Below are 22009 nucleotides of genomic sequence, written 5' to 3' on the forward strand. Positions count from 1 at the left end.
CCGCCTGCTCTGCGATATCGTGGAACTCTGGTCCACCTTTGGCCATTTCGTCGCAAACTTCATCGTACGCTTTGTCTGCTGGGTGGCGATCAGTTCGAGTATCCTGATTGTTCAAAGCTTCTCACCCCAGTCGTAGTGCTGGCGTCGGTGTCGTCGCCACGTCGAAGCCTTGTATCCGCCATGCAGCTCCTCTCCACAGATCGGGCACTCCTGATACGGCAGCTTTTGGATCTTCGCGGTTCGCATGGTTCGCTGGGAGGGCATTACGCCGACACCTCCGACAGTTTTGACTGGTGCTGGCTCCCGTCGACGAACTGTGCCGTCGACGTCGGATCAAAGTTGCACACCAACCGTTCAGTCACCTCATCGCCACTGCTTCCGTGTCCCTGAGCGAGTTGATGATAGCCGTCCATCTCGAGGACGTAGAACTGCCGCGCACCGGATCTGGTTTCGCCGATCATCTGTGCAACGAACTCGCCAGGGACCTCGTCGTACGACACCATCCAGTTCGCATCAACGGACACGAGCGCGTTCGCGAGCGCTGCATGATCGAATCCTTCGGCGTGATAGTATCGTCCCCGGTCAAGGTACGGCGGGTCGAGATACATGAAGACGTGGCCGCCGTCGTATGCATCGAGGATTTCTCGCCAGTCCTGGTTCTCGATTATGACTGAGCTGAATCTCTTCGCGATGGATCGGACTCGGTCGCGGGCATTGTTGAACGTCTTCGCTGGACTACGGAACGTGGAACGGGCCTTGAACCCGTTTTTCATTCCGATGACGCCGCCCCACTGCATGAAGCGGAGTGTGTAGAAGCGACCAGCACGTTCAACTGGGTCGTCCGGCCGTTCTCCGTTGTAGTACTCGGAAGCCCACTGCTCGTAAAGAGTCCTCGAGTACGGCACCATCTCGAGCCACTCGGCCAGCTCGTCGACGCAATCGCGAACTACTCGGAAGAACTGAACCAAATCGTCGTTCACGTCGTTGTACACCTCGCAGTCCGATCGAGGTTTGTTGTATAGCGTGGCCCCGGAACCGCCGAATACTTCGACGTAGCATTCGTGGTCAGGCATCTGCTCGATGATGTTCGTTGCGTACCTGCCCTTTCCGCCAGGATACGGGAACGGACTGCCTTTGTGATAGGTGTCTTTCTCTGATTGGTCGCTCATTCTGAATCACGGCCTTTGAGGCCTGGAATCTCGCGAACTTCCTGGAAGTCGTCCGGTTGCGGCTCATCAGTCGGTGCGAACAGCGCGTCGTCGTCTGGGTGTCTCCCCTGGTAAGCGTCCTCGTCGTCGGGTTCGGGTGTTTCTACGTCCGGTTCAGGAACGTTCCCAGCCGGGTAGGCGTAGTGCCGTTTCACGATCTGCCCAGAGCACTCGCACGTTCCTTGCTCGAGGGCTACGGTTTCGCCTACCTCCTCGAACGGGCCGATAGCCTCGATTATGTCGACCCGATGCACCGGTTCCTCGAGTTCGTTTGCGATCTCCTCATTTGCGTCGACGAGCTGGCCGCAGTTTTCGCAGTATTCCGCGTGATAACTCGAGAACTGATTGTCTTCATTTCCAGATCGTGCACTGTCCGTCATTGTTCACTCCCCGTGCTTAGTGTGCGGAAAGCACTCATCGGCCATCACCCGCTTGACGCATGAACCAGCGGATCTCTTCACGGTCGAAGAAGGACGCGCCACACGACGGGCACTTCTGTCGGTGCGGGTTGAACGAAGACTCACCTCTGGTTTCCTGCCATCCGCAATCGCAGATATTAACGTCAGTCGCCACTGCGACCACCTCCTAAGGCCGCTTCTATCTCGATCCGTTCGGGGCAGGCGAGACACTGGAACGTTGATCCGGGTGCGCTCGAGGGACTGATCTGACGGTGCGGGGTCTCGTCTTCGCAGCCATCGCACCAGCGTTCAGTCCCGCTCGAGGAGTTGTCGTGACTGGTACCATCGGCGGACATTACGTTTCACCTCGTTGAGTATCCGTGTCTACATACCGCTCTACCCATTCGTGGCCGCACTCAATACAGGACTTCTTAGAGACAGTCCCGTTCTCGCCAACGATCACCTCGACGTAGGCGTTGACCGGCTCGAGACACCCGGGACACTCTTCGGGCTGGTAGCCGCTTGCGTCGGCGCAAACGCTACCGTCCTCTGGTGGTTTTGCGTCGGCACAATCAGATTCGTCCACCACCATCTTTTCCACGATGTCGGCGGCCAACTCTTCCCCGTTCTCTCGGAGGTGCTCGATGTACTCCTCTTTCGAGACGCCGATCATCCGCGCCCCGCATTTGTGACACGGGTCTTGGTATGTTCCGTTCGAGGAGTGTTCGGTCCCGTCCTCGGACTGTTCGCTATTCTGAGTCATTGTTGAAGAAACTCCAGTGTGCTATCGATGCCCGACTCGTCGGAGTTGGACGAACCAGCAAACGGATTCGGAGCGTCGCGAAGCTCGTCCCAGTCCTCTTGAGTCATCGGATAGTCCGGCCCATCGCCGTCGACCATCCGGACTGCCACTTCACTCACAACGTGCTCTGTCTCGTCCCCGGATTGGTCGCTCATTCGTAACCCCCGAAGATGCTTTCCGGTAGGTGCTCGGTCTCGGATTCCCACCCCTCTTCGGGCGGTGAGATGTATCCGCAGTCCTCGCCAGCCAGAACGTAGTCCCACATGTCGGCAACGTAGTCGGACTCGGTCTCCAGCTCATCACGAGTCGTCGCCTGATCGACGACTCGGTGAATGGCGATCGCGTCATCCTCTGTCCGCCGGACGATGTATCCGCCCCAGTGGTGAACGCCGTAATCAGTGTTGTTGATCGCCTCTCCGATCATCTGTGGGATGCCGTGCCATTCGTTCGTCTCTTCAACCTCGGCCGTGTCGTTGTCTGCGTTCATGGTTTCGTGTAGGTCCGCGTCGTTGTTAGTATCGCTGTGCTGAACTCCCTCGCCAGATTGGTCGCTACTCATGAACGATCGCCTCCTCGAGCAGGTCGGCCTCGCTGACCACTTCCATTTCCACTGCCTGTTCGTCGTGCACGCAGTGTAACGTCGGGGGAAGGTTGAACGCGCCTGCCGACGTGGAGTTCGTTGCGACCTCTTTGCCGCATCGCGGACACTCGTGAAGACTCATACTCCCACCTCATTACCCTCAGCTTTCGCGAGTTGATCGACTATTTTGTGGAGCGTGCCGTATTTCTCCTCTTCATTCAGGAAGTCCCAGTCCTCGATGGTACGCATCGCCGTCCGCCGCGCTTCGGATACGTGATTGGCTCCTTCTCCGGATTGGTCGCTTTCTGTCTCTCCTTCCATATCACTACTCTCAACTCGAGAGAACTTAGTTCTTACTAATAGTAAGGTGTCTTTCGTATATTACCCATCGTAACACTGAAGCCGTAGCAGGTTGAATAGAAACTATCTTACGATGGACGAACGCTATCAACTCGTGATGGACCGGTCGGAGATCGACGAAGAGGAGTTTACCGAGACTGAGATCGGGATGCTCGACATGCTCGAGCAAGGGCGTTGTACACCAAGCTATCTCGCAGATGAGCTTGACGTCAGCCAGGAATACGTCCGAGGGCGACTCCAGGACTTGAAGCGTCTTGGTCTGATTAAGAAGGTCCACCGTGGGCTTTATGAAATCTCGGAGGGTGCCGATGACTGAAACCGAACGGTCCTCGAGAAGTACTGAACGCTGGTGTGATGGCTGCGAAGACGAGACACCGCACCGTCAGATCAGCCCCTCGAACGCGCCCGGATCGACGTACCAGTGTCTTGCCTGCCCGGAACGGATCGAGATAGAAGCGGTGTTGGGAGGTGGGCGCAGTGGCGACTGATGTTAATATCTGCGATTGTGGGTGGCAGGAAACCAGAGACGAGCCTTCGTTCAACCCGCGCCGACAGAAGTGCCCGTCGTGTGGCGCGTCGTTCTTCGATCGGGAAGAGATCCGCTGGTTCATGAGTCAAGCTGGTGATAGCCGATGAAGTGCGACCGGTGCGGTCATGATATCGACCGCGGCTTCCCACTTGACGCGGTTATACATCCAAACGCGGGTACTGTCGGGGAATGCTGCCTCAGAGACACTGACGAGGTGGTCGACGTATGACTGGCACTGAACCCCACTGCGGCGACTGCGAATCAATCCGACTCCGCCACGTCGGGGCCCATCATCCAACCGTATGCCTTGATTGTGGCTGGTACACTGACGACGACGGGCCGGAAGACGACTTCGACTGGCATTCTATACAGCCGATCACTGTCCGATAGAATTAATCGCCGTGCGCATCTTTTAGCGCCTTCGCCGTTGCACCGCCACTGAGCCGGAGGTATTTCTGTGCGGTCTGGAGGTTGCTCCAGCCGAAAAGAGACTGGAGAGCGGCTGCTGGCAGCCCACGATAGGCGTGATGACTTGCAGCGGTCGCCCGAAGGCTGTGCGGGTAGCACTTGGACGTCGGATAGCCGGCGGCCTCGAGCACCCGATCGACGCGCCGGTTGATGGAGACGCGCGAGTGTGGCCAGCAGTCGCGGTCGTCGAAGAACTCGCGGACAACGGTCTCGATGAACGGGTCGAAATCGAACGGAATCGCTCGCGCGCTATTCTCAGTCTTGGGCTCCCAACGGTTCTCGACAGCTTCCTCGAGCGTTCCGTAGGTGCCGTTCTCGACAGCAAGGTCTGCTTGCGCGCGACAGTAGCCACAGACAGTACCGTTCTTGCCGTGGTCGCAGGGATCGAAGCGCGGTATTTGGATCTGGTTGGTATCCCAGTCGATCCACGACTCGCGTAGGTGCGCGATCTCTCCCGCGCGCATGCCGAGGCGTCCCGCTGCGACCAGGACGAACAGACACTCGGCATCGTAGGGTTTCGAGAGGTCGTCGGTCGACTCGAGGAGCTGCGTGAACTCCGATTCAGAAAGGGCGTCTTGGTGGCTGTGGCGAACCATACAGTGAATGGGCCGCATCCCTAATTAAGATGTATGTCTGTGTGACGTTCACTAATCCAGAAACTAGACGTCTCTAAGCTTCTACGTGCGAAATTGCACAACCGAGTCAAGCACAACGGTCTGAAACAGCTACTCGTCTTCGAGGTATTCGACCGACACAACGTGTTTCTCCCGGTACTGGTGCTCGCTGTCGTTAATGTCGGTCTCCGATTTCAGCGCCTTGCGGGTGAACTCTTCCCACAGGTCGAACGCTTCGGTGACGAACTCGTCAATCTCGTCTTCGGTTGGGTCGTCGAGCATCTCTTTCGCTCGAGCGCGTTCGTCGTTGCGATTCGGGAGTCGGGTGTCGTCGCGGTCCTTGACGAACACGCGCGGGTTGATGTGAATGGGTTCCTGTGAGAGGTCGGGGGGATAGTAGTTGCCCTCCTCGCTGTAGTAGATCGATGCGTCAGTTGTCGATTCGAACGGCGGCGTCACTCGAAGGACAGCGGCTCGGCGGTTCGTGTACTCCGGCGGTTGGTTGTTGAATCGAAGCGCTTCGATCAAGTCGTCGACTGGCACCCGAACCGTGTTGATCCGGTTGCGTGGGTCAGATAGGATCTCTTTGGCCTGATTGACGTTTTTCGATACACTCTGTTGGCTACAGCCACGAGCCTCGGACCACTCCGATTGCGTCCGGCCGCGTTCTTCGACGGCGTAGTAGTCGATTGCCTCGGCGGGACTCAATCCAGACTCGAGCAGTTCGGTTAGCTCGTCGAACGTCGGTTCGGCTTCGTCGGCTGGCTGGCCGCCGTCGGTCATTAGCCGACCATTGTCTTCCTCAGGAGGTTTAGAGTTGAACGCACGCTGCGCCTCAATCTGCTGGGCCTGTCCGGCTGCTTTCTGGTATCCGTCGTCTTTAACGTGTTCGTTCGTCGGCTCCGCGCGGTTCTCGTCGTTAGAAGACTCGTCGTCGGTTTCGTCGGCTTCGTCATCGCCAGGTGCCTCGAGCACTTCCTCAACGTCGAAGTTCTTCATGTGCTTGTGACCGCCGTACTCGCCAACGAACGAAACGGAATCGCCGGTCTCCTCGGGGACGAGATCGTCATCGAGTTTGTCGATCGCGCTCGTGGGGACAGGGTACGCGCTTCCCCCGTCGAACTGCATTTCGTAGTGATCTTCAGTCTTGGTGACGCTGATTTCCTGAGTCATCTTTCTTCTACAACCATAGGTAGTACCGCCGAGTACTTATACCTTACTACTATAGGTTGTAATGTGGCCCAGGTGGTATGATGATACAGTAGATCCGCCCAGCCGGTCACGGCAGTTTCTGCTTCGCCTTCTCGAGTGCGTCCGAGACGTTTTTGTGATCGTGGTCGCCTTTTCGGTTCCCCCAGCGATTCTGGGAGTTGCCACGAATTTCGACGCCGTAGTACGCCCATGCCTGTCCTGGGGTGAGCCCCCTGCGCTGGAGGCCGTTTACGATTGCCTCGACGTAGTCTTGGCCGTCGTCGACACCATCGGGCTTGCGGGCGACGAAGGGGTACGAGACCGACCAACTGTAGTCACACCGTTCGCGTGCCAGCTCGTGGTGGATCTCCGTGACGATCGACATGGCGATATCGCCCACTTCAAGATCGCCATCGTAGAACTCGAGTTCTTCTGCAACGCTGTTGAAGTCACCAGTCGAAAGGACGACGGTGCTACCGTCCTCGTAAACGACTTCTGCGCTGGCATCTTCGATTTGATCCATGTAGACATCCCAGGCCTCTTCGGCACACTGCTGGACCCACGCAAGTAGGTCGCGGATTTCGTCGACAGTCCAGGCGTCTGGGTGGTCTGGGCCGTCGTTGCTGTTGATTGCGCTCTCGATCGTTTCGTCGTCAACGTGTGCGGTGATGTCTTCGCCGCCGTCGGTGACGATATCCTTCTCGCCGTTACTATCGTCTAGTCGTCGGATGTCGTCGATAATCTCGCACGTTGTGTGCGTCTTCCAGGCCTCGCACGTTTCGTATTCGAGCGTCGGTGAGAATCGACCGTGTCCGTCGTCGTCGATCGTGATTTTTGCATTGCGCTTGTCGTCGATTTCGAGATGAACGACGCGGCGCACGACGTGGCCCTCGGAATCGAGGTCCACAACGTCGAAACCAGTCACAGTGGCTTTGACGCACCCTGTTTCGGCCACAACCTCAACTTCTGTGCCGGTGGTGTCTGCGTACAGGTCGGCGATTTTCGCTTCGGTGCTGTCGTCGGTGGTGAGTTTACCAGTCATCATCTTCCTACTTGGTAGTAATATACCCTACTGCAATAAACGTTTGGGTCTATTACTACCAATGTCATACAGTAGCAAGTGCTAGAGTAGATTCTCGAGTCTGGCAGGAACGTGTAAGGCACGAGAATGGGGCCCGATCGGTGCGCAACCGATTGTGACTGACCTATCCAGTGGTCGAAGCGCAACGGTCAGTCTGTCCGCCGTGACGAGGTCGCTACAGACGCTCAAGTCCGTGCGAGGACCAGTCGGGATACTCGGGCCGGGGCATCCACACGACCGCGCGTCGAGAATTGCACTCGAGGTCTGGCGTGAATACCAGCGCGGTCTATCGCATCGATTCGAGCGAGACGAACGACTCAGTGCCTTCGGCGACGATCCAATTTCGCAGTTCGCCCTGGTTCGCGGACGGATCGAACAGCGCGAGCTCATCCGGCCAGTCGTCGCGTTTGATGTGCGTGTGCTCGATTGTCGGCTCTTCCAGGGTTTCGAGATCGTGGTCGTAGTCGAACGGGTCGCCGGTCGTGCTCATCGTCGGATGCCCTCGCTGTGCTCGAGTCGCAGGTATTCGGCGGCCAGTCGCGCGCCGTAGTACGCGACCAGCAGTCCCAGTCCGGTCAGTCCGACCAACAGGACCGCGAGCGTTGGGCCGGCCGTCATCCGTTTCCCTCCGCGCTGTTGATTGCTCGAGCGACGTCTGCTTGTGAGGCCTGTTCGGATTCCGGCACGAGGTTCCACTCTGGCTCTTGGTCGTCGCTCACGCGGCACCACCCCGGAATGCCGCTGGAAGATCATCTCCGACGTCGCCCGGCTCCATCGACTCGAGGCGCTGTGCGAGCGTCCGATGGTCGTCGGGAACTCTGATTCCGTAGTGCTTGAGGCGGTCGCGAACGGTCTCGAAGCTTCGATACGTGCCGAGTAGGTCCGACAGGTCGGAGATCGACAACTCGCGCTCGTCGAAATAGTGCTCGAGGCGATCGGCATCGTCGATCCACGGGCGCGGGAACTGGAAGATCGGGGCCTGTTCGGTCGTGGGGCGGTCGTCGACCGGAAACGTAGGGGTTGGCGTTGGTTCTCTGGGATTTGGGACGCCGAACGCGTCGAGTGAGGACTGTTCGGTTTCGATGCGTTCGTTTTCCTCGAGTGGCTGTGGGTCGTGCTCGAGGTCGAGCGTCGGCCACTCGAGTCGGGCTGTCGGTTGCGTTTGCGTGGGTGGATTCTGGGTACTCATTGGACCTCGTAGGCGAGTGTGTAGCGCACTCGTCGCTGGTCGTCATCATCCGGGACGGGTTCGATGCAGTCCTCCTCGTGAAGCTTCGTGAGGATGCGTCTGAGTTGTGACTTCGATCGATGTGTCTCGAGTGCTAACTCCGAGCGCGTTGGTGGCGTCTCGGCCGACGCGATCGCCGTCAGGACGTGGCCGTATTTGCGCCCGCGTTCGATAGCTCCGTTCTCAGTCATCGCTCTCGATCACCTCCGAATACGCTGGGACGTTCGTCGCTGGGTCGGCTGTGACACCGCCGCCGAACTGCGATAGGCTCGGCGTTTCATCGACGAGCAGGTGACGACAGAGTGCCCGCGCGAGGTTTACGGGCACGGCGTTTCCGATCTGTGCCGTGACGCTCTTTTTCGTCCCGCCGGCCAGCTCGTAGCTCTCGGGGAAGCCCTGAGCCTGCTTGAGTTCGTGTGGCTCGAGCATCCGATAGCGGACGTCGAGGCCGTACGGGAACACTTCGGGCACGCACAGCGCGAAGCGTTCTTTCTTGGTGACGGTCGGGAGCGGAGAGTCGATCGGCTGTGGTCGCCCCTTGCCGTAGTGCTCATCGAGGAACGGTGCAACGATCGGATTCGAAAGTGCGAACGCGCCACCTTTCTCGGTCGCGATCGTCGGCATCGGGTCGTCAATATCCCGCAGCGAGCCGCCGTGTGAGTAGTGCAGGATCGACGGCGAAACGAGGTAGCCGTCCGTGTTCTTCGCTGTGACCGTGTGTAGTGGTCGATCCGCCGGGTCGTACAGCGGGTTCGAATGAATCCCGCGACGCGGGCCGTTGCGCGGCATCACGAGCGACCGAGTTTGGGCGGTCGCCATGCCGATCGCTCCTTTCTTCGCGACCGTTGGGAGCGGGCCGTTTGTCGGTGCCGGGACGCCGCCCGATTGCTGCCGGAGGCAGAACGCTTCGGGCGTCGTGAGGGCCGTTCGGCCACTCGGTACGCGCACGAGGAACGGATGATCGATAGCGTCGGCGACGGTTGCCGCGTGTTCGGCCGGGACGACGTTCTCGCGAAGCTCGCGGAGTTCGTCCTTGCCGATCTGCTCGAGGGCGTCTGCCAGCGCTGCGAGTCGGTCGTCGCAGTGACGACGAATACCCTCTGCAATTCGAGACATCGTGCTCTTCGCGAGCGGTTGGACACGTGGGTTCTCGAGGTCGCGCGTCCACAGACTCGAACCGAGGTCCGACCAATCGATGATGTCCGCGGCCGTCCGGCGGTCGGGTTTGTCCGAATCGGCGTCGGAGTGAGTCGATTCCGGCGCGGTCGGTCGAATCGATTGTGAGGCCAGGATGAACAGCCGCGTTCGAGATTGGGCTTCTCCGAAATCCGCGGCGTTCAGGACGGACCCGTAAGCCTCGTCGACGTCGTCGTACAGCACCGAGTAGCCGAGTGCCTCGAGCATGCCGACCCAGCGTCGGAAGATCGATCCGTCGCGAGTGGGTTGTCCGTCGACAATCGGCCCCCAATCGCGAAACTCGGGGACGTTCTCGAGGACCAGGTGTTCGGGCTGGAGTAGTTCGACCCAGTGCAGAACGTGCCAGCCGCTCGCTCGTTTCTGTTCGCTCACGGGTTTTCCACCCCGAGCCCGGCTGTAGTGCGTACACGAAGGGCCGCCGACCAGAAGATCGACGTCGCCCGGTTCGACGACGTCCGGTGGGTGGAGTTCTTCGATTTTCGCGTGGTAGTGTTCGGCCCACGGATGATTTTGCTCGTGGGTCTCGATCGCGTGTTCCCAGTGATTGACCGCGTGTAACTCGACGTTCTCCCCGATCCACCAGTGTACGCGGTCGTTATCGAGCGTGATCTGGTCGGCCTCGAGCCCGGTCTCGCGGGCGATCGTCTCTGCGTGCGTGTCGAGAATTGCTTTCGCGAGTCCCGTCGAGAGGCCGCCCGCGCCTGCAAACAGGTCGACTGCGACGAGTTTGTCGGTCATCGATTCTCTCCTCGCTGTGGAAAGATTGGGTGATGGTCTGAGGTGTCGCCGCGGTCGATAGCCGGGTCGTAGTCGGGGTTTTTGCCCGCCCCCTGTCGCATATCTCGGATTGCGATCTCGGGACAGTTCGGGCAGTGCCAGAGGTCGTCATTCTCGTCGCCGTAACCGCGTGCCGTCTGGGGCGTGACGTGTGCCCCGCAGTTCTGGCACTCGTTGTTCGAGGTCATCTGTGTCGGCGTCCAACTCGGGCGTTTGGTGCTCATCGGTTCGATCCTCCATCAGCCACGAGCCGCTGGTCGGTTTCGGTGTTCTCGACGGGCGCGTACGCGAGTTGCTTGCCGTGTGGCGTCAGCCCCCAGTCGCGCTCGAGGTCGCCCTGTTCTGCGAGTGCACGGAGTCGGCGTTTGGTCGTCATCGCGACGATCGGCAGTTCTTCGGCGACCGTCGCTGCCGTGACGCCGCCCGCCGGGAGTGTCTCGTCGTTCGCGTAGCACTCGCGAACGCGCTCGAGGATTCTCGAGTCCGTGACTTTTTGGCCAGGTTTGTGGCTCATTTGGACCCCTCCGGTTCAGTTTCCGTGTCGAGTGAACAGTCGAGTGAGCAGTATGGCCCATCGTTGAACCCGAACACGTCTTTGACTGGAACCGACTCTCCATCCTCAACGTCGTCGAATGCCCCAGCCACCAACCCGCTGTTGGCGTAAAATGGGTTGTTTCCAACCGCATCTCCGCATTCGATGCACTGCTCAGTATCGCTCGAGGATGTGCCGCCATCAGTTCGAATCTGGCGATCGTCGTCAGAGTCAGTATTCGCGTTCTCCGATCGTTTGTCTTTTATTTCAGTTTCGCACGCTGCACAGACTGAAAACTCACGTACTTCGCCTCTTATAATTTCTTCCACCGTTTTTGTCGCCTCTTCTTGCTCGCACATGATACAGTTGTGTGGCATGTCGAGTTCAGTCTCATCCGTGGAAGTTCCGCCATCAGTTCGGATTTCGCGTTCGTCGTCGTAGTCAGTATCCGGGACGCGTTCCCGGATCACCGATATCGACTCTGCCAATTCCTCGTTGGATTCGAACACGCCATGTTTGAGAATATTCGCCCGGATTTTCCCGTCAGTCATATCCCTATTTAAGTGCTGTTCGGGCACCTGAACCGTCGATATTACGTTGACTCCGATACTCCGACTCTGGCCAGTATCGTCTGGAGACATCACGAACCGCCCCCGTTCTGGTGTTTTCCTGTCTGTAGTGAACGGACCAATTCCTCGAGTTCGTCGTCAGTAAGGATACCCTCAAGAGCATCCGCGAGTAGCTCTTTATCTCCCCCTCCATCTTCCAGCGCGAGTGGAGCGAACGTCCGCGGAGTGTCCGCTGCAAGGTATATCCCGCGATCAATTCCATCTGTGGAAGCTCCGCCATCAGTTCGAATCTCGCGTTCGTCCTCGAGTTCGTCCACGACATCCTGCGGCGCGTAGCGCTCTGCCGCTCTGTAGGCGCGCTCGTGGAGTTCGTCGCGCGTTCGGGGCATCATTTCTCACCCCGCGTTGCCGCTGCCCGTGGCGCGTTTTTCTCGAGGCTCTCGTTCGAGACGGTCTCGGTCTCGAGTCCGAGTCGGGACTGTATCTCGCCGATCGAGAGCATCGTCTCCATGCTCTCGTTATCTTCGGCGTCGAACGCGCGCATCACGTAGGGTTGTGGCGCGTTGGGCGTCGTCGGCCAGACGTACTCACTCGAGTCGTTGCGGTCGACGACCAGGACTTCACCGACTTCGAGGCCTTTCGTCTCCGGGTGGAGTTCGTCGGGTTCGGATTCGGGTTCGGGTTCGGTCACGATCTCGCCGCCGTCGGTCGCCGGGATCGGTTGTTCTTCAGGTTCGGGTTGGCCCGTGAGCTCGCGTTCGCGAGCTGCGAGGTGTTCGAGGACCTCCGTTTTCGAGGAGCCCGAGAGAATCTGTTTCGTCACTGCGCGGTAGGCCTCGAGTAGTTCGGGGTCGCGAATGCCGGCGATTCGCGCTTTCGCGAGTTGTTTTCCCGACTGGAGGAATCTGGACGGGTCCTCGCCGTGTTCGGCTTTGATCTTCGGGAACTCGTGGCGATCGCCGACGTCGGGATTGTAGCCCGATCGGGTCATGGGCGGGTCGCCTCCTCGAGTGTTAGGAGTGAGTTGTACTCGCGGTCGTACGTTGGTTGGGCGGTGAGTGAGAGACCGCGTGGTGGTTGTGAACGATTCTCCGCTTCCGATTCGTTCCGACTAGATTTAAGTCGGTTTGTCTGTAACTGTCGCATGGTTCGTTATTCACTTCCCAGTGGAACACGGACCACGCGCGTCATGCCCAAACATGACGTTTTCGCGAGATGGACTATCTCGGTAGCGTGGCGTTCGTGCTAATTGGTACATTGAACTGGATATACTTAGGTTTTGCCCTCGGTGCAACTGCACATCGGCCCACAGTGCAGTTGCACCACCCTTTATATTCCCCGCACCCGTATCTACCTCCATGTCACCAGAGCGCCGACGGGATCAGGACAGCGGCCGGTACGGGTCCGAGTATTCTTCAAATCAATACCTCGAGGCCGTTCGGCGGCTCGAACCAACGACGACAGGCGAAGTGGCAGAGGAACTCGAGTGTCACAGGAATACTGCCCGTCGAAATCTCGAAAAACTCGCGGAACGGGGTGAACTTGAGCAGTCGAAACGAAGCGGAGCGTTCCTCTGGCAGACGATTTGAGTTTACTTTCAGTCCGGTAGGGCAGCGTTTATACTTCTGTCTGTTGTAGGACCTATCACAATGAGTGCCGAATCAGAACCCTCGAGTGAGTCCGTTATCCGGCAGGATATCGATCGGGTGCAAGACGATGTGTCAGCACTCAGTGATTCATCCGACAACGAGCAGGTGGTCGAGTTGCTATCGGCAATTGAGGATTTTATCATCGAGTTCAAGCGATTGGATGCAGAGAAGCGCAAGCTCGAGGCGCGGGTCGACGACCTCGATCGGCGTGTCCCGGCGGGTGGGATCAAAGCCGACAGTAGTGCCGGTGGCACGAACCCACGAGACCAGGCTGTCCTCGATGCGCTCGAAGACCGTGGCCGATGTAAGATTCAGGTTCCAGAACTCAAGCAACTGTACCGTCGGCACACCGATATCAAAAACAAACGTACGCTCGATGACCGCGTTCGTCACCTGACCGTCGACGGGCCGTTCGAGTTCGTCAGTCCTGGCCTCTGGGAATATATCCCCGGTTCGAATTAGTCTGCGGCCGCTTCTGTAATCGCCTGTTGTCGCACCGCTGGACCCATCGAGACGAGTTTTTCCGGTTTCTCCCCAGGTTGTTCACCCAGTAATCGGAGCGCTATCGAGATCCACGATTCGAACTCATCAATCTCGAGCAGTTGTCGTGGGTTCTGTGGCCAATAGAGTGTGCTGCCCGCTGGGTCATCCGGATCGGCGTACCGATCGGGTGGCAACATCGTCTCGAGTAGGCCGTCTGCCGCATCGATCAACAGACCGTCGGCAGTCGTCAACGCCGGGATAACAGGATCGTTCCGTTCCTGTCGTGTTGGGAACGAGAGACTGAGTCGCCACCCCGAACTGCTGTGTGAGACCAACGAGAGGGACTGGAGTCGTTCAGCGTGATTGCGAACGGTTCGGGCCGTTACGTCGGCCAGTTCTGCAAGGCGTTTCTGTGAGAGTGAATCGTCGGCCGCGAGTAAAACGGATAGGAGTTTGCCGACCGACCGTGGGAGCTCGGGGACGAACGCGTCAGCGTCCACACCACGGAGTGCGACACGAAGTTCATCCGGCCGGAGTTGTCGCGAATCGTCTTCTGGCTCGAGACGGCGTTGTAGGGCATCGGCGATATCGTGTGGCGTCGCGACCAGTGCATTGAGGATCGATACGGCGCGATCCGTTACGCCGATGTTTTTGGGTGCGAGGATTCGTGTCGCCATCCGTCCGAAATCAGCGCGTTTCGGGTCGCGAACACGGATATCGATCGAAAACGCTGGCGCATCGTCGAGTGTCTCTCGAGGCGTTTCGAGGAAGTGTTCGAGGTCGTCACGGAACCGATGGACGTCGGGGCCACGAATCACGAACGAGCCGATGAGGTCGCCAGTCGGGGTTTCGGCGTCGATCGAGGCGGCAACCGGCGGTTTGTCGCAGTCTGGGACATCAAACAGTTGTCGGTACGGTGCGAATTTTCGGTATTCGGACTGGATAGCCGCCGAGATACCGATCGACTTCGCGAGTGGTCGAAGCTGTTTCTCGATATTCCGACCGCCAGGAACGCGAATCTCGCGAACGAGGTCGATGCCGACAGTCTCGAGAAGATGGGCGATCGAGCCGGCAAGCCCGTGTGCCGATCGGATGATCGATCCCCGGAACCGGTCGCGGTCCTGGTAGTCCTCATTTCGGAGTGCGGTCGTCATATCCTGAACGTCACGGCCCCACTCGACGAGATTGTCGCGAAGCTGTTGGGCGTCCGAGGCAGCATGCGCCGACAGACCACCGATATTCCGAACGTCGCGGAGTAGTGACGGCGGTTCCGTGATATCCTCGAGCCGGTCAACTGGCAGGGCTCGGTCTATAAATTCCTCACTCGCTAATGCGGCTGCAAGCGTCGTCGTGTATGGTAGCGGTTCGGCGGCCTGTATGGCCACAACCGCTTCGTCGCGTTCATCGTCGTAACTCACCAGCCGTACTTTCCCATCTAACCCGTTTTCGTGTTCTACGTCGCCTCGCACCACCGTCACAGCCCCGTTGCGGGCGCATGCCGCGGCGGCGTGGTGCGTGCTGGGGCTGGCGTAGTCCGTTCGGTACGGGCGGCCGGCCTGCGGTTGGTCGGCCTGGCCGTCCTCCCCACCCACTCCCTCCTGCGGGGTTACACGGCACTTGTTATACGAATTTCCGGAAAAAAATTCCAGATCGCTGATGTTTGACTGGCGTCCTGCGTCAGCGTTGATCTGCTCGAGAACGAGTTGGCCAGCAGCCTGTAGCGCAACCATCTGGCCGCCATCGGGACCGTAGACTGAGACCAATCCAAGGGCGGTCAACGAATCGGAACCGTTCCGGAGCAACTGCGAAATCCGGGCAGTAGTCACATCATGTTCAGCTTCAATATCGGCACGTGCGAGTACTTGATCGGGTTGTGCTGCCAGTTGGCGAAGGATTCGAACCTTCCGACCGTCCGGATCGAGAACGCGGCGTGCGGCGCTCGCAGTGTCTTCGATTTGTTCGCTCGCACGGTCTTGATTGCACCATTCGCTAAACCCATCGAGGTCCGATCGGTGGCGATCGGCGACCTTCTGGAGGGTGTTCGGTGATCCGACGAGTTGCAGATCCAATCCGGCGGCAAGCACACTCAGTAGGTCGCAGATATCGACACGCTGGTCACGTCGCACCTGTTTCGGGTCGACGAACGGCTCGCGAACGACGACGGCGACTGTCGGGTCCTCCTCGAGCGCGCCGAACAAACTGGCAACAGTCAACAAATCCTCTGTTGCAGCAAGTGGGTTTGCGGAAAGCGTCGGTGTGAGCTCAGTGACGAGCTGCCAAATCGATCGCGTCTGGCCGTTGACTGCGGCGGCGATCGGGGTCCGAAGCCAGAACGGGACGCCCATCTCTTGAAGTTCGTCGTAACACTCGTTCGCGTCAAGGTTCCCGAACCGGCTTCCAATCGCGTCTGCAAGCGTCTGTTGCAGCCCGGTTGATTGGAACAGATCGTTCCAGAACTCTGTGACAGTCGTCGAACCGAGTTCGACTGTTGTGACTGACGAGACAGGCTGTGTCTCAGTGACCGTAATCGATCCGCGTGCGTGTGCGTCACGATCAGCGCGCTCACTCCACCCATCAAGTGCATCGTCGACGTACTCCTGGCAAATCTCGTGCTCTGGGTTCTCGAGTGAAATCTCGTCTTCGAAGGCGCTGACACCGATGCCGCTGTACTCGTCTGCCCATTCCTCGAATTTCCGCCGGCCCGGCTCGAGGACGGTCTTCGCGAGCGTGTCGTAGCGGTCGGACTCGATGGGCGTGAGGTCCATCTTGTCGGCGTCCAGCGTGAACGAATCGATCTGCTGTTCGACCTCCGCGTGTTGCTCTGCGTACTGGCCACGATCTTCGATAAACCGTTCGTAGATGTCGGATTCGTCGGCTTCGCCAGCCTCGATACGCGACCGAAGCTCGGCCGCACGGGCCTTGGTTTCTTGCGAGCCGCGAATCTTGACGAGGTTTGTGGCGCGTTCGGAACCGCAGTGTGGGCACGAAACTGTGTCGTGTGCCTGCCAGCCTGATTCCTGAAGCCAGGTATTCTCACAGGTTTTGCAGGGGAGGATGTCGAACCCGCTCATTTGAAAATCACCATGCTGGCGGCTGGCTGTGTATGGAAAACGGCACTCTCTTCGGTGGGTGTGGGCTCGTAGCTCATGTATTGGAAACCTCGATAACAGAGCGCACACTCACCACTCGTCGACCGGGCGCGAACTCGGAAATTCGAGTCTCGCCAGTCGTCGTGGGGGAAAGCTTAAGACCAAAGCCCGCCAAAACCAGAGTGATTGAGTGGTTCTGGCGTGGCGGGCTTTGCCCCAGCGCCCTGCGGTAAATTTTCCTTAGCTGTGCATATCCGAAACGAACGAACGCGCCCGTCTTAAATCTAGTCGGACTGTCTGACGTTATATTCATTCACTTCCCAGTGGATTGTGTTGGCTAACTCACAGCCAACGGCTGCCCAAACAGCCGTCTTCAGTTCACTCTCTCGCTGCCCAAACAACGAGGAGTGGCCGATACTATCTCGGACCATCAGCGCATGGACACCTCGCGGATCTCCAACTCAGCGCAGACGGCCCGAATCCAGCCGGGGACGCGCTCGGGTTTCCCGACCTGGTCACCGCCAACAGCGTAGACGGCCGTCAGTTCGGCGACGTCGCCTGCCCCTTCGACAGTCCATCGAGTCTCGCGACGCGTGAACTCGAGCTCGTAACTCGAGCGGTCGCCGGCCACGGCGAGGTCGCAGGTCGTCCCCGGTGGGACGTCCGCGACGATCTCACCGAGGTCGACCGTCGTGTGTTCGCGTGCCGAGTGTCCGATCGTGTGTGTTTGCGTGAGTGCCATGGTATCTGATACGGCTTCGGGGGGCTTAACGAGGGGAGGGTCGCTTCCACCCGTTCCACCCTCTGCCGTCTTGCGATTTCGATCTTCCACCCTGACAGAGCAGGCGCGAACCAGTCGGGAAACCTGACGTTGCGCGCAGCGCAACTGTTGTAGGTCCGGCATAGTTTTGGGGTCGCGCGTCATCTGCCATGGTAGGGTATCAGCGTTATCAGCCCATTGGGCGGCGTGTTTGTGGCACGTCCGTCCGATTGATTTTCACGAACGGGTAGCCCGGCCAATGTCTCAATTTCGCTGATAGTCACACCATTATGCCACTGCTACTTAAGCTTTGACTACGGAACCCGTATCATACGATACGACTATTGGTATTGAAAAATTACAACCACACAAGATTATGAATCATTCAGCCGACGGTGGCGACGACGGAATGCACAGAGATGTCGACTGGTTGAGGCCGTCAGACCGGCCAATTGTGAGAAAAATCGCAGATTATAATGGTGATTGGGTGAAAGCACCAACTCTTGCGTTAAACCTACCATATACACGCCGACACATCTCTAACCGATGCCGAGAGTTAACAGATAACGGACTCCTCGAGCGACATTCTGATGCCGCGGCGTACCGAATTACGGAGAAAGGATGCGAGTTCCTTGCTGACAATCTTGAACCAGAGGACCTCAAGGACGACTAAACTCTATCCTCGTGCCACAACTCCCAACTCCTCGAGCACGACCTCGCGAACACTGTACCGGGGCTCGTGCTCTGGCCCCTCCACGTCCACCAACTCGTAGTTCTTGAATTTCGGCAGCCACCCCCGAAGCGTCCGCTTTCGAACAGCCGACTCCGAACACTCAGCGTAGGCGTGGAACATCTCTCCACTGGTCGCGGGCGCGATCTCGGCGAGCGCCTCGAGTGAGACGCGTTGCTCTCTCGAGAGTGCCGATAACCGCGACCGGATGATATCCCGAGTGGCATCGGACTTCGATCGATCAATCAGCGCACGCGTAACTCGGTCTCTGCCTCCCCGATCGGCCGCGCGAACGCTATGATACAAGTGGGCAATCGCGACTCGAGCATCATTCTCGGCGAGTCGCGCGATGTACTCCAACTCCGAGCCCATGACCACACCGGGCTCGACGCCGACGCTCACCCGTTTCTCGAGAATCGAGACGAGCTCCGTATCGGAATACGCAGAAAACGGTATCTCCTCGAGCGCCCGAATACGCGAATCGAGACGCGGGTGGGACTCGACCTCTCGCAAATCGAACTCGCGCCAGGACTCGTTCGAAATCAACACGAGCGTCAGGTCCGGGATGCCGTACAGTTCGTGGAGCACACGCAACTCGTCGATCTGGTCGGCTTCATCGAGAACGACGACGGTCGGCTTTTCGATGGCCTGCCGGACGAGTGAGGAGAGGTCGTCGGTCGCGATCGAGCGCCGCTCGAGTGTCGCGCCCTCTCCCAACCCTTCGAGGACGCGATTCAGAACTGAGCGGCGCGAGTGCGACCCCAGACAATCGAGATAGACGACGCGCTCGAGCTCGGAACAGACAGAGCGGACGGCACACGTTTTGCCCGCTCCCGGTGGCCCGTGGACGAACGCACCGTTGGGGGCGACGCCGTGGGTGATCGGCTCGAGAACGGAGGTTAGATGATCGATTTGGCCGTCCCGTTGCATAATAATCTCTCTGTCGGGCTGGACGTCGGTTTGGAGGACGGCGTAATCGGTAATCATGACTGTCACAAAGAGCGAGAGGATAATCAAATCGGTGGGGTACGTTCCGATTTTCCGATATGTTTGTGGGCTCGAGCGTAGTTCTCGATTCGACTCAGTACAGCACTACGGTGTCGCGTTCTTCTTCAGGTTCGCTCCGCTCTGGCACCATTTTTATGCACGTAGTTCCACTGAACTGTTGTGGTCATTGACCACTCACGCACGAATGAATTGCGTGGCTAAATAAGAAATGCTACTGGGGTGATTACATGACCCCGAAAGTCCGAGCGGCTTTGGTCAAGGGCGGCGCAATCGTGCTGATACACGAACCTTTGGTCGGGTGTGCGCTTATCGCCCTTGCCCTGACCGCACCGAATGCGGAATCGCCGAACGACCGATAAGTCTGGCCGTGTGCATCGGCCAGCGTGCTGCCTTTTTTAGTTCGGTGATGATGTAGGCAGTTGGCTTTGTGTGTGGGGCCTACGGGCAGTACTACTACTTCTGCTGCAAAAAACCTTGCTATGAATGACAATCATGACTGTGGCACCTTCGGTATAGTAATACAATCGTGATTCTCAGAGCATGACCGAATTCTCGTTTTGTTAACTCTAAATCGGCGTCTGAACGACGTTCCAGACAGCCTACCCCGACCATACCGAACCTTTCGAATCGACATGTCGGCGTTTCTGTGACACTCGGGCAACCCACAGACAACACTCCGAAAGTCGAGTCTGAAAATACCTATTAAAACTGGTAAGATACCTCGAAAAACGGCACCCGGTACGATCGAATTTCATAGTCATCAATCTGGTAGATGGTCGGTATCTTTATAATGGAATAGCACGATGGACTAGACAACTCAGGACACGCCGAATGAAGGATTCGGCCGGTGTTGTAGCACCGACCTGGGTTCACCGGAGTAACGATGAACATGTCCACCGAAACCACCAGCAGGCAAAAGCGTACCGACTACAACCAACCCGAATCGGGTATCGAACTCATCGACGAGTCGACCATCCGATCGCTCGAGGACCAGGACAGCGACGAGGATGGCTGCCGATTCGCGGCGGTCGCGAAAACCCACGAACTCGCAACCGGGGCCAACAGCACCATCAAACTCCCCGTGACCGTCGTCGCCTACGTCGACGGCTCTGGCGAATACGCCGTCGAGTCCGAGTTCTTCGGCTATCTCGAAGATTGGGAGTACATCCCGAGAACGATTGTCGTCACTGACGACTCGGTCGTGCGCGAGCTGCCCGACGCGCACAAAGCGCGCTACGCACCGATTCTCGAAAGCTACGAGCGCGTTCTCTCGGAGGACGAATGAAACTCGAGACCGAAGACGCGCTGTTGTCGGGCATCCCGATCGGGGCTGGCCAGCTCGCACACTGCGATTGCTGTAACGTCTGTCTGCGACCGAATCACCGCGTCGAAATCCTCGTGACCATCGTCGGCACGCAGATCGACGTCGCGACGACTCGATGCGCCGTCTGTTCGCAGGGATCGCTCTCGAAGGAAACCGAACGTCCGTGTCTGTTGGCTCGAGGGCGGGTGGCCGCGTCGGTCTCCTCGAGCGGCCGCTCGAAGTTAATCTTGAGTGGTGCGAGCGTCGTCGATCGGGCAGAGTAGGCTACACACTCTTTTCGGATTTAGAATATCGGAATCGGGTTGTGTCCGAGGTACCAGCCATACAGATTCCATCCGGTCAGCGCAGCGCCAACAAGAGTGAGGCCGATTGGGATTCCTATGCGGATCTGCTTCGGCACCACTCGATAGCCGAGATAGAAGACGCCGATCGCCGCGAACTTCCATGGAACTAAGATCCACGTCCCAACCGATTCGACAACTGGTGCCACAATCGGATTCCCTTCAACACCAGCACCAATCTCGATGAAGACGATTGTCGTGGCTAAATCTCCGGTTCCAAAGAGCGCGACGGCGAAGATCCACATCCACGTCTCGGTTGGCGTGCTCTTGTGGGATCTGACGACCCACCGACTATGTTGAACAGACATTACGAATACGTGCTTTTCTCGAGCATTAATATCTACTCCTGACAATTATACAATTGACCAATATGTACATATCTATATAAAATGGAATATAACATCTGGGGCAATATTCGAATTAAAAATATCGGTATCTATACTATGTTAAGGCTCGTGGGTGTGTGTTCCGACTGTGCCATCAGATGGTGTGTGGATCAACTGAACTTCTACTTCATCAATATCGTAGAAGGCCGCATCGCTTTCTTCACCACCTTCAGTTTCAACCGTTATCGTGGAACCACCGCCGAATTCTTCACCGGTGAAATCATCACCATTCAATGTTGCATTGATGCCGAATTCATTGTCACCAACTTCATTATCTTGCGCTTCACCCGATAGTGTGGTTAACGCCGCTCCATTCTCGTCACGAATTACAACGTCTAGATCTTCACCATCAATCGAATCGCCAGATTGATGACTAATATACGCAAATTCTTCCCATTCACTTTCTTCTTCGTCCCAGTCACTGTTTGCACTCATATCTGTTCCAACAGTGGGAGTATTGTCATCACCAAGGTCGTCACCCATTCCCATCACCATCGCGGCAATAACGGCAGCTAGAATGACAGTCACAGCTACCATAAGAACGACCCCTATAACGGGCGATACTGCACGTTCGTCCTCCGATCCGACTAACTTATTCCGATACTTTGTCAAGTCCATTGTAGTCACGCACCCTGTGCCGGCCGGAACGCTTTATATCGGCAATCATGTCTGACCACATGGCGCAGATCGCTGGCCGACCTCTCC

The 22009-nt window shown here is 57.9% G+C and carries 32 protein-coding genes; 5 read left to right on the forward strand and 27 right to left on the reverse strand.

Annotated features, from left to right (window positions below; translation table 11 throughout):
- Positions 1-111: 111 nt before the first annotated feature.
- From BB347_RS19130 to BB347_RS18625, 9 genes are all read right to left on the reverse strand, one after another.
- The gene (locus BB347_RS19130; RefSeq protein ID WP_157525028.1) at positions 112-264 is read right to left on the reverse strand and encodes a hypothetical protein; all 153 of its coding nucleotides are present in this window, start codon (positions 262-264) and stop codon (positions 112-114) included.
- Entirely contained in the window at positions 264-1169 is a 906-nt protein-coding gene (locus BB347_RS18600; RefSeq protein ID WP_076584227.1) for a DNA adenine methylase, read from the reverse strand. Before BB347_RS18600 ends, BB347_RS19130 begins: the two co-directional genes overlap by 1 nt.
- A complete protein-coding gene (locus tag BB347_RS18605; protein WP_076584225.1) occupies positions 1166-1588 on the reverse strand; it encodes a hypothetical protein in 423 nt (140 codons plus the stop codon). Before BB347_RS18605 ends, BB347_RS18600 begins: the two co-directional genes overlap by 4 nt.
- Positions 1589-1770: 182 nt before the next feature.
- On the reverse strand, positions 1771-1962 hold the full coding sequence (locus tag BB347_RS19135; RefSeq protein ID WP_139327078.1) for a hypothetical protein: 192 nt from the start codon (positions 1960-1962) through the stop codon (positions 1771-1773).
- Entirely contained in the window at positions 1962-2279 is a 318-nt protein-coding gene (locus BB347_RS18610) for a hypothetical protein (protein ID WP_157525031.1), read from the reverse strand. The genes BB347_RS19135 and BB347_RS18610 overlap by 1 nt, the downstream gene beginning before the upstream one ends.
- 86 nt (positions 2280-2365) lie before the next feature.
- A complete protein-coding gene (locus BB347_RS18615) occupies positions 2366-2563 on the reverse strand; it encodes a hypothetical protein (protein WP_076584222.1) in 198 nt (65 codons plus the stop codon).
- Positions 2560-2967, reverse strand: a complete 408-nt coding sequence (locus tag BB347_RS18620) for a hypothetical protein (RefSeq protein ID WP_076584221.1) — start codon at positions 2965-2967, stop codon at positions 2560-2562. Before BB347_RS18620 ends, BB347_RS18615 begins: the two co-directional genes overlap by 4 nt.
- Positions 2960-3130, reverse strand: coding sequence for a hypothetical protein (locus BB347_RS19140; protein ID WP_157525033.1), 171 nt, complete (start codon positions 3128-3130; stop codon positions 2960-2962). The genes BB347_RS18620 and BB347_RS19140 overlap by 8 nt, the downstream gene beginning before the upstream one ends.
- Positions 3127-3309 carry a hypothetical protein gene (locus tag BB347_RS18625; RefSeq protein ID WP_076584219.1) on the reverse strand — a complete coding sequence of 61 codons (183 nt, stop codon included), beginning with the start codon at positions 3307-3309 and terminating at the stop codon, positions 3127-3129. The genes BB347_RS19140 and BB347_RS18625 overlap by 4 nt, the downstream gene beginning before the upstream one ends.
- 112 nt (positions 3310-3421) lie before the next feature.
- On the opposite strand from BB347_RS18625, the gene BB347_RS18630 reads away from it, so the two are divergent.
- A complete protein-coding gene (locus BB347_RS18630) occupies positions 3422-3664 on the forward strand; it encodes a winged helix-turn-helix domain-containing protein (RefSeq protein WP_083687830.1) in 243 nt (80 codons plus the stop codon).
- Between the two features lie 605 nt (positions 3665-4269).
- Here the strand turns inward: BB347_RS18630 and BB347_RS18635 are convergent.
- The 13 genes from BB347_RS18635 to BB347_RS18690 form a co-directional block, all read right to left on the reverse strand.
- Positions 4270-4941 carry a tyrosine-type recombinase/integrase gene (locus tag BB347_RS18635; RefSeq protein ID WP_076584289.1) on the reverse strand — a complete coding sequence of 224 codons (672 nt, stop codon included), beginning with the start codon at positions 4939-4941 and terminating at the stop codon, positions 4270-4272.
- 129 nt (positions 4942-5070) lie between these two features.
- Positions 5071-6132 (reverse strand): hypothetical protein, encoded by a 1062-nt coding sequence (locus BB347_RS18640; RefSeq protein ID WP_076584217.1) that lies wholly within the window; start codon positions 6130-6132, stop codon positions 5071-5073.
- 106 nt (positions 6133-6238) lie between these two features.
- Entirely contained in the window at positions 6239-7192 is a 954-nt protein-coding gene (locus tag BB347_RS18645) for a hypothetical protein (protein ID WP_139327077.1), read from the reverse strand.
- Between the two features lie 325 nt (positions 7193-7517).
- Positions 7518-7721, reverse strand: a complete 204-nt coding sequence (locus tag BB347_RS18650) for a hypothetical protein (protein WP_076584214.1) — start codon at positions 7719-7721, stop codon at positions 7518-7520.
- Positions 7718-7849 (reverse strand): hypothetical protein, encoded by a 132-nt coding sequence (locus BB347_RS19860; RefSeq protein ID WP_257787648.1) that lies wholly within the window; start codon positions 7847-7849, stop codon positions 7718-7720. The genes BB347_RS18650 and BB347_RS19860 overlap by 4 nt, the downstream gene beginning before the upstream one ends.
- Positions 7850-7946: 97 nt before the next feature.
- Positions 7947-8420 carry a hypothetical protein gene (locus BB347_RS18655; protein WP_076584212.1) on the reverse strand — a complete coding sequence of 158 codons (474 nt, stop codon included), beginning with the start codon at positions 8418-8420 and terminating at the stop codon, positions 7947-7949.
- Complete coding sequence (locus BB347_RS18660; protein ID WP_076584211.1) at positions 8417-8650, reverse strand: MarR family transcriptional regulator; 234 nt, start codon at positions 8648-8650, stop codon at positions 8417-8419. Before BB347_RS18660 ends, BB347_RS18655 begins: the two co-directional genes overlap by 4 nt.
- Positions 8643-10394 (reverse strand): DNA cytosine methyltransferase, encoded by a 1752-nt coding sequence (locus tag BB347_RS18665; RefSeq protein ID WP_076584210.1) that lies wholly within the window; start codon positions 10392-10394, stop codon positions 8643-8645. Before BB347_RS18665 ends, BB347_RS18660 begins: the two co-directional genes overlap by 8 nt.
- The gene (locus tag BB347_RS18670; RefSeq protein ID WP_076584209.1) at positions 10391-10657 is read right to left on the reverse strand and encodes a DUF7563 family protein; all 267 of its coding nucleotides are present in this window, start codon (positions 10655-10657) and stop codon (positions 10391-10393) included. The genes BB347_RS18665 and BB347_RS18670 overlap by 4 nt, the downstream gene beginning before the upstream one ends.
- Entirely contained in the window at positions 10654-10947 is a 294-nt protein-coding gene (locus BB347_RS18675; RefSeq protein WP_076584208.1) for a helix-turn-helix domain-containing protein, read from the reverse strand. Before BB347_RS18675 ends, BB347_RS18670 begins: the two co-directional genes overlap by 4 nt.
- The gene (locus BB347_RS18680) at positions 10944-11606 is read right to left on the reverse strand and encodes a hypothetical protein (protein WP_077202652.1); all 663 of its coding nucleotides are present in this window, start codon (positions 11604-11606) and stop codon (positions 10944-10946) included. Before BB347_RS18680 ends, BB347_RS18675 begins: the two co-directional genes overlap by 4 nt.
- The gene (locus tag BB347_RS18685; RefSeq protein ID WP_076584205.1) at positions 11606-11923 is read right to left on the reverse strand and encodes a hypothetical protein; all 318 of its coding nucleotides are present in this window, start codon (positions 11921-11923) and stop codon (positions 11606-11608) included. Before BB347_RS18685 ends, BB347_RS18680 begins: the two co-directional genes overlap by 1 nt.
- On the reverse strand, positions 11923-12525 hold the full coding sequence (locus tag BB347_RS18690) for a hypothetical protein (RefSeq protein ID WP_076584204.1): 603 nt from the start codon (positions 12523-12525) through the stop codon (positions 11923-11925). Before BB347_RS18690 ends, BB347_RS18685 begins: the two co-directional genes overlap by 1 nt.
- A 367-nt stretch (positions 12526-12892) precedes the next feature.
- On the opposite strand from BB347_RS18690, the gene BB347_RS19900 reads away from it, so the two are divergent.
- Positions 12893-13123, forward strand: a complete 231-nt coding sequence (locus BB347_RS19900; RefSeq protein ID WP_076584202.1) for a helix-turn-helix domain-containing protein — start codon at positions 12893-12895, stop codon at positions 13121-13123.
- Positions 13124-13183: 60 nt separating this feature from the next.
- Positions 13184-13645, forward strand: coding sequence for a hypothetical protein (locus tag BB347_RS18700; protein ID WP_076584199.1), 462 nt, complete (start codon positions 13184-13186; stop codon positions 13643-13645).
- On the opposite strand, the gene BB347_RS18705 is transcribed toward BB347_RS18700, so the two are convergent.
- The 3 genes from BB347_RS18705 to BB347_RS18720 form a co-directional block, all read right to left on the reverse strand.
- Positions 13642-16737: a hypothetical protein gene (locus BB347_RS18705; protein WP_076584198.1), complete on the reverse strand. Its 3096-nt coding sequence runs from the start codon at positions 16735-16737 to the stop codon at positions 13642-13644. The genes BB347_RS18700 and BB347_RS18705 overlap by 4 nt on opposite strands.
- Positions 16738-17185: 448 nt before the next feature.
- A complete protein-coding gene (locus tag BB347_RS18710; protein ID WP_076584196.1) occupies positions 17186-17497 on the reverse strand; it encodes a hypothetical protein in 312 nt (103 codons plus the stop codon).
- A gap of 694 nt (positions 17498-18191) precedes the next feature.
- Positions 18192-19232: a Cdc6/Cdc18 family protein gene (locus tag BB347_RS18720; protein ID WP_076584194.1), complete on the reverse strand. Its 1041-nt coding sequence runs from the start codon at positions 19230-19232 to the stop codon at positions 18192-18194.
- A gap of 910 nt (positions 19233-20142) precedes the next feature.
- Here BB347_RS18720 and BB347_RS18725 point away from each other — a divergent pair.
- Positions 20143-20538 (forward strand): hypothetical protein, encoded by a 396-nt coding sequence (locus BB347_RS18725; RefSeq protein WP_076584192.1) that lies wholly within the window; start codon positions 20143-20145, stop codon positions 20536-20538.
- Entirely contained in the window at positions 20535-20840 is a 306-nt protein-coding gene (locus tag BB347_RS18730) for a hypothetical protein (protein ID WP_076584191.1), read from the forward strand. The genes BB347_RS18725 and BB347_RS18730 overlap by 4 nt, the downstream gene beginning before the upstream one ends.
- A gap of 20 nt (positions 20841-20860) precedes the next feature.
- Here BB347_RS18730 and BB347_RS18735 read toward each other — a convergent pair whose 3' ends face one another.
- Complete coding sequence (locus tag BB347_RS18735) at positions 20861-21226, reverse strand: hypothetical protein (protein WP_236996032.1); 366 nt, start codon at positions 21224-21226, stop codon at positions 20861-20863.
- A gap of 138 nt (positions 21227-21364) precedes the next feature.
- Positions 21365-21922 carry a type IV pilin gene (locus BB347_RS18740; RefSeq protein WP_076584189.1) on the reverse strand — a complete coding sequence of 186 codons (558 nt, stop codon included), beginning with the start codon at positions 21920-21922 and terminating at the stop codon, positions 21365-21367.
- Positions 21923-22009 lie beyond the last annotated feature (87 nt).

Origin of the sequence: Natronorubrum daqingense (assembly GCF_001971705.1) — an archaeon.
GTDB lineage: Archaea > Halobacteriota > Halobacteria > Halobacteriales > Natrialbaceae > Natronorubrum > Natronorubrum daqingense.